Consider the following 14329-nt stretch of genomic DNA (forward strand, 5'->3'; position numbering starts at 1 on the left):
CCTCCACGGAAAGCAGGACTTTTAGCCGCTCGTGGACTGAGTTTCGTCGTGATGACGCGACACTCGCTCGAGCGGAGGTGGCAGCGGTGACGACCGACGTAACTGAGATCACGGTGATCGGAGACGACGACACCGGGCTTATCGCCCGGGTGACCAGCCTCCTGTTCGAGCGCGGGATCAACATCGAGGACCTCGATCAGGCGGTTCGCGACGACGTCTTCCGGATGTATCTCGCCGTCGACACCGCCGACATGGTCTGTACGGAGGAGACGCTTCGGGACGACCTCCACGACCTCGGCGACGACCTCGGACTCGACGTGCAGGTCCGATTCCCCGCCGACCGCGAGAACCAGCAGATCGCCGTCCTCGTCACGAAGGAGAGCCACTGCCTCGAGGCGCTGTTCGAGGCGTGGGCCAACGACGAACTCGGTGCGGACATCGGCGTCGTCATCGGCAACCACGACGACCTTCAGCCGCTGGCCGAGCACTACGACGTGCCGTTCCACGATATCGGCGACGAGGGCGGCCAGCAAAACGAAGACCAGTTGCTCGAACTCCTCGCTGAGTACGACGTCGATCTGATCGTGCTCGCGCGATACATGCGGATTCTCAGCCCGAACGTCGTCTTCCGCTACGAGGATCGAATCATCAACGTCCACCCCTCGCTGCTGCCGGCGTTCCCCGGCGCGGAAGCCTACCGACAGGCCGTCGAGGAGGGCGTCCGCGTCGCGGGCGTCACCGGCCACTACGTGACGACCGACCTCGATCAGGGGCCGATCATCACCCAGCGCGCGTTCGACGTCCCCGACGACGCCGACCTCGAGGAGATGAAACGCCGCGGCCAGCCCCTCGAGGCCGACGCCCTGCTCGAGGCCGTCCAGCTTCACCTGAACGGCGACGTCTCGGTCCACCGCGGCCGAACGTCGGTTCGAGAGAACGGTACCGACTACCAGCTCGGTCTCCCCGACGAGATCGAGGAGTTCACGCCCGACCGACCGGTCGACGGGATCGGTAGCGTGGTCGCGAAGGATCAGTAGTTGAACGAACGGCATACCCGCCGGCCGTCCGTCAGTGCGTCGAACTTCCAGACGGCTCTCGGTGACTGGTACCTAAATTGCGGTGCTACTGCCTCTTCCTCACCGAGACGACTCCCAGATATCCCGGCAGTCGTCGCTGCAGAAGTGTTTGTAGACGGTCGTCCCGTCTTCGACCGTCGTTATCACGCGCTGTTCGGCGGACGATCCAACGGAATCGCCGCAGTGTCGACATTCGGGTGTGTCCTCGTCCGTCGAGTCAGTCATCGGTTGACAGGTGGGACGTGACACACTTTAACGAATCCATTTCGGCCGTATCGGCCACGGGCGGCCAAATTTGCCGGTGCAGGTCCCGGGGCGGACCCCCGTCCGATCGCGCGGTTCGCTTTCGGCGTCGCTACGCGTTCTCTCGATCGATCGTTACGCCTTCGAATAGCGGATCGAGGTCGCTGTCGAGCTGGGACTTCGGATCCCGGAGTTCGCCGTCCGTCAGCGCGACTGCCAGCGCGTCAGTGACGGCGTCGGCGAACTGCGCCGCGTCGTCGGACTCGACGTGGAGGGCCCGAAGCGAATCGACGGGACGCCCCTCGAGGACGAGCCGAAAACGGACGCGGAGTCGTGGAACGCGTCACTGACGGTCGGCGCCCTGCTCGAGTTCGAACCGCGAACCGCGATCGTCGCGACGACGAGAAAATGCAGGGAATTCGGCTACGCAGCGGTTACGCGCCCGTCGCGCCCGACGTCTGGTCCGATCGTGACGTCTGCAAAATCCCGTACGCGCTGACGAGAGACAGGCTCATGATAAGGACGCCGGCCGCGGCGTTGATCTGTATCACGAGGGCCCGATTGACCCCGAGGACGAACGGCGCCGCAGTCGTCCACGCGCCGAGCAGCGCCAACACGCCGGCGAGGACGATGATCGGCTTGTCCTGACTGATCCGAAGCGCGTGGACCGACGCGAGTACGGCCATCGTCGCCCCCAGTAGAACGTTGTGGATCCCCATCAAGTCGGTGATGGTGAATACGGCCGTCGAAGCCATGACGAACGCGCTGATGGCCGCTGCGAGTCCCACCGCCCGTTCTGCTAGTACTAGCGTGTCGTCGCCGTTGGTCATGCTCAGTACACCAGTCCGATCGAGGAGTCCCATCCGATTTTGCTCGTCGTTCGATTGATCCGTTTTGTGCCGTCTCGAGGAGTCGGCGGACGAGGACCGCGCAGGCTGTGCGGGCCCCCAGTCGTCCGACCCCTGCGAGAGGACGGTGAGTCCGAGGATGACGAGGATAAACAGCGTCAGCATCCCGCTCGCCACGGCCGCGATCCCGCTGGTGAGGCTGAACGCGACGATACTCGCTACGATTGCGCTGGCGGTGAAACTCATTGACGCTCGGTCGAATGTGTTTCGTCCCCCGATATGAGGGTTACTTATCTGTTTCGAGCGTGCCACACGGTAGCATCTACCGCATTCTGCGATGGACGACGACGGTCAAGCCGACGCCAGCGTCCGAGGCGACGGAGCGAGGACCGGCGCGATCGCGTCAGGTTACAGCCGCCGGACCGCACCGATCGCGCTCGAAAGCGGCGGCGCGTCGAAGAACTCCTGACCGGTGTAGGCGTTGGCACCGGCGCAGTACAGGTTGCTGGCGGTCTCGAGGACGTCCGCCTCGAGCGGCTCGGGGTCCTCGTCACAGAGGGACTTCCAGTCGGCGACGTCCTCTTGCTTCGCCTGCGCCTTGGCGGCGTCGACGGCACGGACCCACTCGGGCTGGGTGCGCTTGTGATACTGGCGGAGCACCTCCTTCGAGAGCTGGGTGCCCTCGTAGCTAAAGCGGTTCTCGTCGAAGGTGCCGACGACGTCGGCGACGCGGATCTCGTCCCGATAGAAGCAACACTCGATCTTGCCGTCCTCGTGGACCAGCCCGGCCGAGTCGGCCTGCTCGGTGACGATCCGGTTGACCTCGCGGGCGAGCGACTCGAGGTCCTCGATCGACGCCGTCCCGGCGATCGAATCGGCCTCCTCGCGCTCGAGGTGGCGGTCGCCCTCCTCGTACTTCGTGGTGAACTCGACGATGGGCTCGTCGAGGTCGACGGCCTCGTCGGGCCAGCTATCGAGCGCGAGGCCGTGATCGGCGGGCACGGTCCGATCGCGCAGGCTCGAGCCGACGGGAACCCGGTTGCGGAAGACGATCTCGAGGGGGATCAGGTAGTTCTCGCCGGCCGCGTCGTGGTAGCGCTCGTAGTCGTACTCCCGGCCCTCGTTGGGGAGGTCGGGCACCTGCGTGAGGTCGATGGCCATCTCCCAGGGCGGGTGAGTCGCGTCCTCGAGGCCGACGACGTCGCCGTTTTCGACGACACCGCGGTAGTGGGTGGGGACGCCTTCGGCCTCGAGCAGTTCGAAGTTGAACGCGCCCATGGTACAGAGGCTCGCACCCTTCCGGGGAATCTGGTCGGGCATCTTCCCCCAGTCGAACACCGAGTAGTCGTCGGTGAAGACGAACGAGCCGCGGCCGAGCTCCTCGTCGGTCGCGTCTTCCTCGATGCGGAACTCTTTGACGCTCGTCACGCGAGACACCTCAGGACGTGTTCGCCGCCGTCGATCATACTCCAGTTGCTGTGTCCGGACCGTAAGAAGGTTTCAGTATCCGGTCGGCACCTCGAGATCGGTGACGCGCTCGCTCGTTCGGACCGCTACTCTCGCACGATCTCAGTCGTCTTCGACGGTCGCGAGCAGTTCTTCCGCCTCCTGCTTCAGCGGCCCCTCGAGGGGCTCGTCGTGAACGAGTTCCCGGAGCGTCGAATCGCACTGCGGGGTCGCTAACTCCTCGAGGGCTTGGCGACGATACCGCTCGTCGATGCGCTCCGTTCGGACGAGCGCCTCGAGTTCGTCGCACTCGTTGGCGGTTCTCAGTTCCCGAATCGCGCCCGCTCGCTTTTCCTCGGTGGCCCCCTCGTCGAGGGCGAGGTCGACGCATTCCTCCGGCGTCCGTGAACTCATGCGTGATCGTTTGCGGTCCACACCGATAATTCCGAGACCTGCGTTCGACGGAGGGGTGACCGGGACCGAAGCGGCGGTTCGACGGCAGGGAGCAGCCGGTCGGAGTGTTTTCCAGCTCGAGACCGAACGCGATAGCGTGCACACACCGATTTCGGACCGGTACGTCGCGCGTCCAACCGCTGCTCGCCTGCGGGCCGACGACCGCGACGAATCGACGACTCGTTCGGTCTCGAGGTGGCGATGAGATGGATCCGATTCCGTTCGGTCTCGGGATACTCCTGCTCGCCGTCGTCGTCGTGGATCTCCTGTGGACGACGCTCTGGGTCGAGGGCGGTGCCGGGCCGCTCACCTCGTGGCTGATGGCGGCGACGTGGAGCGGGTTCCGGCGGGTTGGCGATCGGGGCTCTCGCCTACTCACCCTCTCAGGCCCGTCGGTCCTCGTCGTCGGACTCGTCACCTGGCTCGCCCTCCTCTGGGCTGGCTGGACGCTCGTCTTCGCGGGCGCCGACTATGCCCTCGTCGATACGGTCAACGGGAGCACGACCTCCTGGTCGGACCGGATTTACTACACCGGTTACACGATATTCACCCTGGGAATCGGCGACCTCGTTCCGCGCGAGGGACCGTGGCAGATCGCGACGACGCTCGCGGCGGCCAGCGGGATGCTCTTCGTCACCCTGAGCGTCACCTACGTCCTCTCCGTTCTCGACGCCGTCACGCAAAAGCGGTCGTTCGCGAGCAGCGTGAGCGGTCTCGGGTCGCAAAGCGACGGGATCCTCCGGACGAGTTGGAACGGCGAGGAGTTCGACGGACTGGCGCTGTCCCTGAACGAACTTACGTCGCAGTTAAACACGCTCACGGCGAACCACAAGGCGTATCCGGTTCTCCACTACTTCCACAGCGGGAAGACCGAACGAGCGCCGGTGACGAGCGTCGCCCTCCTCGACGAAACGCTCACGCTGTTGCGGTTCGGCGTTCCCGAACGGGACCGGCCCAGTGACACGATCGTCAAAAACGCGCGGGCGAGCGTCAATAGCTATCTCGGAACGCTCGACGACGCGTTCATCGAACCCGCAGATCGGTCCCCGCCGGCCCCGTCGCTCGAGGCGCTGCGCGATGCGGACGTGCCGACCGTTTCCGACGGGGCGTTCGACGCGTCCGTCGCGGACCTGCGCGAGCGGCGCCGACTGCTGCTCGCGCTCGTCGAATCGGACGTCCGACAGTGGCCGACCGCGGAATCGGCGTGACCGTCGTCTCGCCTCGAGATCAGTTCGGACAGTTCGGCGGGTCCGCTCGATGGCTGACCGGGCGGCGCGCCTCGATCGGCGCCGGCTTCGAGCGACGGCTGGGTCGGCGTCCCCGCGATTCCACATCCACCATGCTTTTCTCGCTGTACGGGTATCGTTCCCTCGATGGAGCGACCGGTGACCGAGGCCGACCTCACGTTTGATCACGTTCCCGAGACCGACCAGTCATTCGAGAACGCACTGACAAAGGCACGCGACGGCGACCGTCTCACGGTCGACGACGCAATCGAGTTACTCACGACGGGAACCGAGAGCGAGGGGATCGACCGGAAACGCAAGGAGCGCGTGCTCGAGGCGGCGGACCGACGCCGCGCCGAGCAGGTCGGCGAGGAGGTCACCTTCATCGCGAACCTGAACAACAACGTCACGACGGCCTGTAACGTGGGCTGTCTCTTCTGCAATTTCAAGGACGCCGCCCACACCTTCGAGCGCGAGACGGAGATCGAGACCGCCGGGTTCACGAAGACGCCCGCGGAGTCCCGCGAAGTCGTCGCCGACGCCGTTGATCGCGGTATTTACGAGGTCACGTCGGTCTCCGGGCTTCACCCCGCGTTCGCCCTCGACGAGGAACATCGGGAGATTCTCGACGATCACCCGAACCCGAAGGCGGTCAACTACAAGCCACCCGAACTGTACGACACCAGTCCCGGCACCTACGCGGACCAGCTGTCCGCGATGAGCGTCGACGAGGTGCACGTTCACTCGATGACGCCCGAAGAGGCCTACCACGCCCGGCGGGGCACCGACTGGTCCTACGAGGAGGTCTACCGACGGCTGAAGGAGTCTGGGCTCGATACTGTGCCCGGAACCGCAGCGGAGATCCTCGTCGAGGAGGTCCGCGAAGTGATCTGTCCCGGCAAGATCAGTACCGACGGCTGGCTCGAGGCCATGGAGGCCGCCGCGAACGTCGGCCTCGGGATGACGGCGACGATCATGTACGGCCACGTCGAGAACGAGGCCCACCGCGCGATGCACCTGAAGCGGATCCGGGAGCTGCAGGATCGAACCGGGAACATCACCGAGTTCGTCCCGCTCTCCTTTATCCACCAGAACACGCCGCTGTTCGAACACGACGTCGTCTCGGGCGGCGCGAGCATCGACGAGGACGAACTGATGATCGCCGTCTCGAGGCTGTTCCTCGATAACATCGACCACATCCAGTCCTCGTGGGTCAAGTACGGCGACGAACAGGGGCTGAAGCTGCTCTCGTGTGGGGCCGACGACTACATGGGAACGATCCTTTCCGAGGAGATCACCACTCGTGCCGGCGGCGAGCACGGTGAATTCCGCTCCTTTGCGGACTACGTCGAGATGGTCGCTTCGATCGGCCGCGTCCCGGTCGAGCGCTCGACCGACTACGAGAAACGCCGCGTCATCGACCCCGACGACCCGCCCTTCGGCCCCCGACTCGGGCCGAAGGCCGACGGGACCGCGCTGCTGACTCGCGAAGAACAGGACGAACGCGATACCGTCCCCGCCGACGACTGATCGGTCGACCTGTATCACTCAGTCCCGAACTAATTCCTGATAGTCCAGAGACGGTGGGACGTATCCCTCGAGACTGAGCAACCGTCATGCGGTGGCGCACGCTGTCGGCCGTCCGAACGACAGTGAGGGCGGGCGTCGATGTCGTGCGAGGGATGAACGAGTGACCGAAGGGAACGAGCGTTAGCGCGGAACCGGGGGTTCCGCGAACCATCCGAACGGGCGCTTCGCGCCCGTGAGGAGAAATCGGTTGGGGAGGGCGTGGCGATTCCCTGTTGCCACGATTGCAGGGTACACCTCTCTTCACAGTCACCCTCGACTCGTTCGTGATCTACCTGAGTCTACGAGTCACTCGAGGACACGCTATTCGTTCACGACGCCGACGGCCCGAACCGGTGCACCGTCCCCCTCGAGCGCCAGCGGATACGCCCGGAGCTCGAACCGATCCCCGACCGCCCCGAGGTTCGTCAGGTTCTCGAGGATCAACCGATCGTCGCCCAGCAGCGCACGGTGGGCCTGAAACCCCTCCGGCTCGTCCGCACTCGCGTCTTCCGTCGGTGTCGGATCGGGGTTGAGCGCGTCCACCGCGACATCGAATCCCCGATCGATGCACACCTCGGCTGCGGCCGGTGAGAGATAGGGGTGCTCGAGGTACCGCTCGGTCCCCCAGTGGGCGTCCCAGCCGGTCCAGCACGCGACCAGATCGGCGTCGCTGTCGGGCACTCGCGATGCGGGAATCGGCTCGCGGGCCTCGAGGTCGCGACAATCGATCCGGACGGCGTCGAAGACGAACCGCTCGAGCGGGTACGCCTCGAGGGTCTTCCCGTCGGCTTCGGTGTGGGCGGGCGCGTCGACGTGGGTCCCGGTGTGGCTGCCACACTCGAGGGCCGTGACGCGAACGCCGTGTTCATCGTGGGTCGCGTGGGGGCAGACGACGACCGCGGGATCGTCGGGATACGTCTGCATCCCCGTCTCGATCGGCTGAGTGAGATCGACGTGCATACGGGATTGCCGTCGCCGGACGGACATAACGCTGTGCGAACGCGTTCGCGGAGCGACGACCATTCCGTACCCCGAACGGCCGAACGCGGGTCGCCGGATCATATATCATGATTTATGCCACCGCTCGACAACGTATGGGCATGCGACTCAAAGGCAAGACGGCATTTATTACGGGTGCAGGGTCCGGCCTCGGCCGGGAAGCAGCGCAGTTGTTCGCCGAGGAGGGCGCGACGATCGTCGCGGCCGATATCGACCTCGAGGGGGCCGAGGAGACGATTGACTTGGTCGAAAGCGCGGGGCAAGAGGGGACCGCACTCGAGTTGGACGTTCGGGACGCCGACGCGGTCCACGCGGCCGTCGACGAGGCGGTCTCGGAGTTCGGCCTCGATATCATGGTGAACAACGCGGGCGTGAGCCACGAGCGCGCGAAGGTCGAGGAGATCGCCGAGGGCGAGCGCGATCGGGTGATCGATATCAACGTCAAGGGCGTCTGGAACGGCTGTCACGCCGCGATTCCACACTTCAGGGAACAGGGATCGGGAGCCATCGTCAACACGGCGTCGCTGGCGGGCGTCATCGGCGCGCCGCAGTTGGGAGCCTACTCGCTGTCGAAGGGCGCAGTCGTCAACTTCACGCGGACCGTCGCGGCGGAGGTCGGCCCCGCCGGCGTCCGGGCGAACGCGGTCTGCCCGGGCGTGACGGACACCGCGATGCCCCGGAAGAACCACACCGAGGAGGAGTGGGAGGCGACCAAAGAGGAGATGTCCCGCTACTATCCGCTGAAGCGTCTCGGGGAGCCCGAAGATATCGCGAACGCGATGTTGTTCTTGGCGAGCGACGAAGCCGACTGGATCACCGGCCAGGCGCTGGTCGTCGACGGCGGCTTCTCATGTACGTAACGGTCTACCCCGTTTCCGGAGGGGAAGCGTTTCGGGACCGGCGGCCGAACGCCCGCTATGGCCACCGACGAGTCCTACGTGCGGCGGGCGATCGACCTCGCGGAATCGGCGGTCGCGAACGGCAACACGCCATTCGGCTCCCTGCTCGTCGTCGACGACGCGGTCGTTCGGACGGCCGAGAACACCACGCTCACTGACGACGACATTGCGGCTCATCCCGAGTTCAAACTGGCTCGGTGGGCCGCGAGCGAACTCGAGCCTGACGAACTCGAGTCCTGTACCATGTACACGAGCACCGAGCCGTGTCCGATGTGTGCGAGCGCGATTATCTACGCGGGACTCGAGCGGGTCGTCTACAGCGTTTCCGTCGATTCGCTCGTGGACGTTCGGGATGACGGCGTGATCGAGATCCCCTGCGAGGAAGTCGTCGATCGGGCCGACAGGTCGACGATCGTGGAGGGACCGGTGCTCGAGCGCGAGGGGCTCGCGGTCCACGAGAACTACTTTTCGTCGACATCATAGAACAGTCTGCAGAAGTCGACTGCATGCTAATTTCGATGTCTCTGTTGGTAGTACTGCCAGTGAATGGGACGGTGTATTTCGACTGAATCAAGTGAGACGAAGCGTCCTGCTATCGTGGCAACAGGGAATCGCCACGCCCTCCCCGGCCGATTGCTACTCACGGGCCGAAGGCCCGTTCACCTTGCGGTTCTCGCTCCCGACGATCGCTCCGAACCGCGCACCGTTCGTATGGTCCGCGGAACCTCCGGTTCCGCGCTAACGCTCGCTCCTATCGTCGCTCACTCATCCACTGGAAGACGCAAAGCGTCTTCCAAGCAGTCACTCGCTACACTCGTGACGACCTCGCACGGCTTCGGGCCGCGGCTCACTCGTTAGTTCGCGGTTCCCTCCGGTCACCGCTCACACTACCGAGGCCGTCACTCCGTTCAGGCCTCGCAGTTCGCCGCGGCACAGCGCGTGCCACCGCACGCCAGTTGACCAATCCGAGGTGATACGTTGTTCGCCTGTTCCGATCGATTATCGGACCAAATCGAGGGTTACACCGCGCGCCGACGCCCGGTCTAGTCCGCCGTGGGTATCGTCTCGTCTCGAAGCACCGACCGATAGCGCTCGCCGGCCGAGTCCTCGGCCTCGAGCGCGTCCCGGATCGTCGGCGAGATCCACTCGCGACCCCCGTCCGACCCGTCGGCCAGTCGACCGTCGAACCCGTCCGTTCGCAGGGCTGGCGGCAGGAACCGCTCGTAGACGGGGAGGCGCTCTCCCAGTGGAACGCCCGCGTGGGCCGCGATCTCTTCGAGTTCGCGCAGCGCGGGCCACGTGTAGTCCGGATTGATGTGGTCGTCAGTAACTGGCGAGACGCCGCCGAGGTCGTCGACCCCGCAGTCGATCAGGTCTCTGGCGGGGGCGAGGTTCGGCGGTACCTGTACCGAGATTTCCTCGGGCAGGGCGACGCGGGCCATCGCAGTCACCTGTCGCAGCGTCGCGAGGTCGGGCGAGCCCCCCGACCAGCGTTCGTTCTCCACCACCGGCTGGACGATCAGCTCCTGGATGTGGTCGTATCGGTCGTGCAGTTCGCGGATCGCGAGCAGGCTCTCCGCGCGATCCCGCCAGTTCTCGCCGATTCCTACCAGAATCCCGGTCGTGAAGGCCACGTCCAGTTCGCCGGCGTTTTTCAGGGTCCGCAGCCGCTGGCCGGGCACCTTGCGCCGCGGACCGGCGTGGGCCCCGACTTCCGCGGTCGTCTCGAGCATCACGCCCATGCTGGCGTTGACGTCGGCGACTTCGGCCATCTGCTCGCGGGTCTGATCGCCCGGATTGGCGTGCGGGAGCAGCCCCTCCTCGAGTGCCACTTCACAGGCCTCGCGCAGATAGGTATGAATCGAGTCGTGGCCCCACTCCGCGAGCTGGTCGTGAATCTCCGTGTAGCGGTCGTCGGGATCGTCGCCGAACGTGAACAGCGCTTCCGTACAGCCCGCGTCGGCCCCGCGCCGGCAGATATCGCGGATCTCCTCGAGCGAGAGCAGGGAAGCCTGTCCCGGCGGATCGAAGTAGGTACAGTACGTACAGGTGTAGCGACAGGCCGTGGTGAGCGGGATGAACACGTTTCGCGAAAACGTCAGCGCCGGCGGTGCCTCGACGTCGTTCGGGCTGACCTGCAGGAGCTCCTCGACGGCCCCGTCGTCGACCGCGATATCGACGCCGTACTCGCTCGCCCCGGGAAACATTACCTCTGGATGTCTTCCCTCGGCACATAAGGGCTGCCTTCCTGCGTGGCGGGCTAACGGGCAGCCACCGGGTTACTTCGTCGGGACGCTCTCGTCGCGAACGATGTCGACGCGACCGTCCCGATCGTCGAGTTCGAACCCGAACGCCCGGAGACGAGCGGGGGCGCGATTCGTCTCGAGCCCGTGGACGAGCACCTCGACGAGATCCGTCGGTTCGTCGATGTCGGTCGCCAGTCGGAACGAGTCGACCGTCTCGAGACCGGCACCGACGTTGCGAGCGATCTCGCGATGGTCGAGATAGGAGGCTCCGTGGTAGTCCACGCGGAAGTCGGGATGTCGAACGACGAGCGCGTTCGTCCCGCCGCCGCGCCCCGGCGCGATCGCGATATCGGCCGACGTCGTCAGAAGCCGCTCGAGCGCATCGGGGGTCGCCAGCGCGAGGTCGGCCATGACGACGGCGACGGCGTCGGGAACGTCGTCCGCACGGCCGCGGCACTCGCTTCCCGGGAGTCGCGCGTTGACCGCGTCCGTCAGCGGCCGATCGTCGACCGTCCCTGATACCGACGCGGCGACCTCGCCCGGGAGATCGAACTCCTCGAGATCGAGTGGCACAGTCGAGACGATCCTCGGCTCGTGTCCCGCGCCGACGATCGCACAGAGGACGTCTGCGAGCATGGCGCGGGAAAGTACCTCGCGCTCGGCCGGCGTGAGCACGGACTCGAGGCGAGTCTTCGGCGTCTCGGCGGCGAACGGGACCAGGACGCGCATCTGAATCTGGTTGCGGTAGTTCGGGCGCGCTCAAAAACACGTCGGAGTGCGCCCGTTCGCCGTCGCGAAATACACGTCGCGAAATACGCGCTGCGAGCAGTCCACGCCGGGAACGCGAGTGTGTTCCCGGCCTCGTGCCCCCCGACACGAGTCCGGTCGCTCGCGATTGTCGAACGAACGACGGCCTAGAACAGCGGCTCGAGTTCGTCCTCGTCGTCCTCGACGAGTTCCTCGAGGTTCTCGCTGCTGTCTTGCTGGATATCGTCGATATTGTCCTGGGCCTCGATGGCAACCTGTTGCAGTCGCTTGATCCGCGGGACGTTCGTCACGCCGGAGAGCAAGATGGCTGCAGCCACTTCGGGCTCTCCGCGCGGGAAGTCGCCGCCGCGAACTTCCATGCTTCCCGTTTCCTCCTCGAGCCACTTCCGCCCGCGCTCGATGCCTTTCCGGTTCAGATACTCCGAGGGTCCGGAGAGCACGAGCAGGGCGCGCTCGGTCCCTTCGATCTCACACGGGAGCGTGAGTCGGCCGAGTGCGGCCTTGCGGACGAGGCTCGTGATGCGGTTCGTCGTGTTCGCGGCGTCGAGACTGTCGTCGCCGCCGCCGTCGCCGGTGAACCGGGAGAGCAGGCCGCCACTCGAGTTCACCTCGACGTCCTCCGAGGCGAAGCCGACGGTGGAGACACCACCGCCGGAGAGCGTGTTGATGATCTCGGAGGAGTCGACGACGCTCTCGGCGACTTCCTGGCCCTCTCCGACCTCGCCGGCGCCGAAGAGGATGCCGAAGCGGCGGACGATCTCCTCGTTGATCTGGTCGTAGCCGCCTTCCATGGACTCGCCGGTCTGTCGCCACGAGTCGTTGTCGAAGACGAGCAGGTTGTCGACCTCGCGGACGAACGTCTGAAACGATCTGGCCGCGTTGAGCGTGTAGATCCCGCCTTCGTCCGTCCCCGGCAGGACGCCGAGGCCGTAGACCGGGATCGTGTAGATCCTCTTGAGGTGTTTGGCGAGGACGGGCGCGCCACCGGAACCGGTGCCGCCGCCCATGCCGGCGACGATCAGAAAGGCGTCGACCTCGTGGGTCGGGATCGAGTCGATGGCGTTCTGTACCTCGTCGATGTCCTCCTCGGCGACTTCCGCGCCGAGTTCGTTGTCAGCACCCACGCCGTGGCCCTTGACGCGGGCCTGGCCGATGAGTACGCGATTCTCCTGTGGTATATTATCGAGACCGATGAGGTCCGCCTTCGCGGAGTTGACGGCAATCGCCGCGCGGACGATTCCGCTACCCGTCCGATCGTCGTAATCGAGGAATCGATCGACGATTTTGCCACCGGCCTGTCCGAATCCGATCATCGCCAGCTTCATTGTTTGTTTGGGGGCTCCGTTGAATTGGTACCAGTGCAATGGAGGATATAAGTCTTGTGCTGAACTGAATTTCACGTTTTCTTTACTATTCCTCCGTATCGGGTGACTGGAGTGGTATTTGCGCCGATTCTCCGAACTCGAAAACGCCGTGTACCCCGTCCCGTACTGTTTTTTAAGTTAGGTTTTCTCTCGACCCGATCGCGACATAATCGGTCGCTGTGAGCGACGACGACACCGATCTACTCGTCAGACCGTTTTCGCCGATCGTTCCTGACGGTCCGTCCCGTTGCGGCCGAGATACGCGCTGAGTGTCGTCATCGACACCGGGTCCCGGCCGAAGACGGTCACGTCGTTATCGTCGACGGTGTTGTCGAACTCGAGCGACCGAGCCTGATCGGGGCCGAACGGAACGAACGGTAGCGGACCGATCACCCAGAGCCCGAGTTTGGCCAGTCCCATCGGGATCGTTCCGATCCTGACGTCTTTTCCCTCGGCGCCGTAAGCGAGCTTTGTCACGTCCGCGAGCGTGACGACCTGCGGGCCGGCGAGCTCGTAGGTCTCGCCGATATGGGCGTCGTCTTCGAGCGCGTCGGCCAGCACGGGGACGAGATCACCGACCCAGATGGGTTGAAATCGCGTCCGTCCCCCGGCGGGCAACGCCGTCAGGTACGGCGTCGTCAGCGTCTTCGTGAACCCGACGAACTCGTCGCCGTCGCCGAAAACGACCGACGGCCGAACGATCGTCCACTCGAGCCCGGAGTCGCGGACCACCGCCTCCGCCTCGCCCTTGGCGCGAATGAACGCGGTCGCGCCGTTCGGATCGGCCCCGAGCCCGCTCATCTGTAGGAACCGGTCGACGCCGCCGGCTTCGGCGGCGCGAACGAGGTTCTCCGTGCCCCGGAGGTGGACTTCCCGGTGGCTCGTCCCGCGGGGCGGGTCGAACAGCGGCGAGAGCGAGACGAGGTTGACGACGGCGTCGTGGCCCGCGACGGTGTCGACGATCGAGTCGTAGGCGCCGACGTCGCCCATCACTGACTCGACGCCGTCGGGAAACTCGTTATCGTCATCTGGAGACCGGGAGAGCGCCGTCACCTCGTGGCCGCGCTCGGCCAGTTCTGCACACAGGTTCGTGCCGATGAAGCCGGTGCCACCGGCGACGAGGATCTTCATGGCCGAAACGTGACTTCGCAGCGATAAATAACTGGGCGGCGACGCTGCGTGGCCCGTTCGA

14 protein-coding genes are annotated in these 14329 nt (G+C 65.3%); 5 read left to right on the forward strand and 9 right to left on the reverse strand.

The annotated features are described in order from the left end of the window. Positions 1-77 precede the first annotated feature (77 nt). On the forward strand, positions 78-1037 hold the full coding sequence (locus LDH74_RS00115; protein WP_226040607.1) for a formyltetrahydrofolate deformylase: 960 nt from the start codon (positions 78-80) through the stop codon (positions 1035-1037). A gap of 99 nt (positions 1038-1136) precedes the next feature. Here LDH74_RS00115 and LDH74_RS00120 read toward each other — a convergent pair whose 3' ends face one another. The 4 genes from LDH74_RS00120 to LDH74_RS00135 form a co-directional block, all read right to left on the reverse strand. Further along, positions 1137-1301 (reverse strand): hypothetical protein, encoded by a 165-nt coding sequence (locus LDH74_RS00120; protein WP_226040608.1) that lies wholly within the window; start codon positions 1299-1301, stop codon positions 1137-1139. 452 nt (positions 1302-1753) lie between these two features. After that, complete coding sequence (locus LDH74_RS00125; protein ID WP_226040609.1) at positions 1754-2413, reverse strand: hypothetical protein; 660 nt, start codon at positions 2411-2413, stop codon at positions 1754-1756. 162 nt (positions 2414-2575) lie between these two features. Then, positions 2576-3595, reverse strand: coding sequence for a phosphoribosylaminoimidazolesuccinocarboxamide synthase (locus tag LDH74_RS00130; RefSeq protein ID WP_226040610.1), 1020 nt, complete (start codon positions 3593-3595; stop codon positions 2576-2578). Positions 3596-3736: 141 nt separating this feature from the next. Then, positions 3737-4027: a hypothetical protein gene (locus tag LDH74_RS00135; RefSeq protein WP_226040611.1), complete on the reverse strand. Its 291-nt coding sequence runs from the start codon at positions 4025-4027 to the stop codon at positions 3737-3739. A 245-nt stretch (positions 4028-4272) separates the two neighbouring features. Here LDH74_RS00135 and LDH74_RS00140 point away from each other — a divergent pair, with 245 nt between their 5' ends. Both LDH74_RS00140 and cofH read left to right on the forward strand, forming a co-directional pair. Then, positions 4273-5274 (forward strand): potassium channel family protein, encoded by a 1002-nt coding sequence (locus LDH74_RS00140; RefSeq protein WP_226040612.1) that lies wholly within the window; start codon positions 4273-4275, stop codon positions 5272-5274. 165 nt (positions 5275-5439) lie between these two features. Continuing rightward, positions 5440-6822 (forward strand): 7,8-didemethyl-8-hydroxy-5-deazariboflavin synthase subunit CofH, encoded by a 1383-nt coding sequence (gene cofH / locus LDH74_RS00145; protein WP_226040613.1) that lies wholly within the window; start codon positions 5440-5442, stop codon positions 6820-6822. A 360-nt stretch (positions 6823-7182) separates the two neighbouring features. Here cofH and LDH74_RS00150 read toward each other — a convergent pair whose 3' ends face one another. Continuing rightward, positions 7183-7821 carry a cyclase family protein gene (locus LDH74_RS00150; protein ID WP_226040614.1) on the reverse strand — a complete coding sequence of 213 codons (639 nt, stop codon included), beginning with the start codon at positions 7819-7821 and terminating at the stop codon, positions 7183-7185. A 140-nt stretch (positions 7822-7961) separates the two neighbouring features. Here LDH74_RS00150 and LDH74_RS00155 point away from each other — a divergent pair, with 140 nt between their 5' ends. Next, positions 7962-8720, forward strand: a complete 759-nt coding sequence (locus LDH74_RS00155) for an SDR family oxidoreductase (protein ID WP_226040615.1) — start codon at positions 7962-7964, stop codon at positions 8718-8720. A 57-nt stretch (positions 8721-8777) separates the two neighbouring features. Beyond that, on the forward strand, positions 8778-9242 hold the full coding sequence (locus LDH74_RS00160) for a nucleoside deaminase (RefSeq protein ID WP_226040616.1): 465 nt from the start codon (positions 8778-8780) through the stop codon (positions 9240-9242). Positions 9243-9802: 560 nt separating this feature from the next. Here LDH74_RS00160 and cofG read toward each other — a convergent pair. The 4 genes from cofG to LDH74_RS00180 form a co-directional block, all read right to left on the reverse strand. Continuing rightward, positions 9803-10966, reverse strand: coding sequence for a 7,8-didemethyl-8-hydroxy-5-deazariboflavin synthase subunit CofG (cofG, locus tag LDH74_RS00165; RefSeq protein WP_226040617.1), 1164 nt, complete (start codon positions 10964-10966; stop codon positions 9803-9805). 72 nt (positions 10967-11038) lie between these two features. After that, positions 11039-11734 (reverse strand): 2-phospho-L-lactate guanylyltransferase, encoded by a 696-nt coding sequence (gene cofC, locus LDH74_RS00170; protein WP_226040618.1) that lies wholly within the window; start codon positions 11732-11734, stop codon positions 11039-11041. A 185-nt stretch (positions 11735-11919) separates the two neighbouring features. Then, positions 11920-13098, reverse strand: coding sequence for a tubulin/FtsZ family protein (locus LDH74_RS00175; protein ID WP_226040619.1), 1179 nt, complete (start codon positions 13096-13098; stop codon positions 11920-11922). A 246-nt stretch (positions 13099-13344) separates the two neighbouring features. Beyond that, positions 13345-14268 carry a complex I NDUFA9 subunit family protein gene (locus LDH74_RS00180; protein ID WP_226040620.1) on the reverse strand — a complete coding sequence of 308 codons (924 nt, stop codon included), beginning with the start codon at positions 14266-14268 and terminating at the stop codon, positions 13345-13347. Positions 14269-14329 lie beyond the last annotated feature (61 nt).

The organism is Natrinema sp. DC36 (assembly GCF_020405225.1).
In the GTDB taxonomy this organism is placed as follows: Archaea; Halobacteriota; Halobacteria; order Halobacteriales; family Natrialbaceae; genus Natrinema.

Bases quoted from the DNA above. Each gene is read 5' to 3' on its own strand.
- LDH74_RS00120 (WP_226040608.1), bottom strand. From the start codon at position 1,301: ATGACTGACTCGACGGACGAGGACACACCCGAATGTCGACACTGCGGC.
- LDH74_RS00125 (WP_226040609.1), bottom strand. From the start codon at position 2,413: ATGAGTTTCACCGCCAGCGCAATCGTAGCGAGTATCGTCGCGTTCAGC.
- LDH74_RS00135 (WP_226040611.1), bottom strand. From the start codon at position 4,027: ATGAGTTCACGGACGCCGGAGGAATGCGTCGACCTCGCCCTCGACGAG.
- LDH74_RS00140 (WP_226040612.1), top strand. From the start codon at position 4,273: ATGGATCCGATTCCGTTCGGTCTCGGGATACTCCTGCTCGCCGTCGTC.
- cofH (WP_226040613.1), top strand. From the start codon at position 5,440: ATGGAGCGACCGGTGACCGAGGCCGACCTCACGTTTGATCACGTTCCC.
- LDH74_RS00150 (WP_226040614.1), bottom strand. From the start codon at position 7,821: ATGCACGTCGATCTCACTCAGCCGATCGAGACGGGGATGCAGACGTAT.
- LDH74_RS00155 (WP_226040615.1), top strand. From the start codon at position 7,962: ATGCGACTCAAAGGCAAGACGGCATTTATTACGGGTGCAGGGTCCGGC.
- LDH74_RS00160 (WP_226040616.1), top strand. From the start codon at position 8,778: ATGGCCACCGACGAGTCCTACGTGCGGCGGGCGATCGACCTCGCGGAA.
- cofG (WP_226040617.1), bottom strand. From the start codon at position 10,966: ATGTTTCCCGGGGCGAGCGAGTACGGCGTCGATATCGCGGTCGACGAC.
- cofC (WP_226040618.1), bottom strand. From the start codon at position 11,734: ATGCGCGTCCTGGTCCCGTTCGCCGCCGAGACGCCGAAGACTCGCCTC.
- LDH74_RS00175 (WP_226040619.1), bottom strand. From the start codon at position 13,098: ATGAAGCTGGCGATGATCGGATTCGGACAGGCCGGTGGCAAAATCGTC.
- LDH74_RS00180 (WP_226040620.1), bottom strand. From the start codon at position 14,268: ATGAAGATCCTCGTCGCCGGTGGCACCGGCTTCATCGGCACGAACCTG.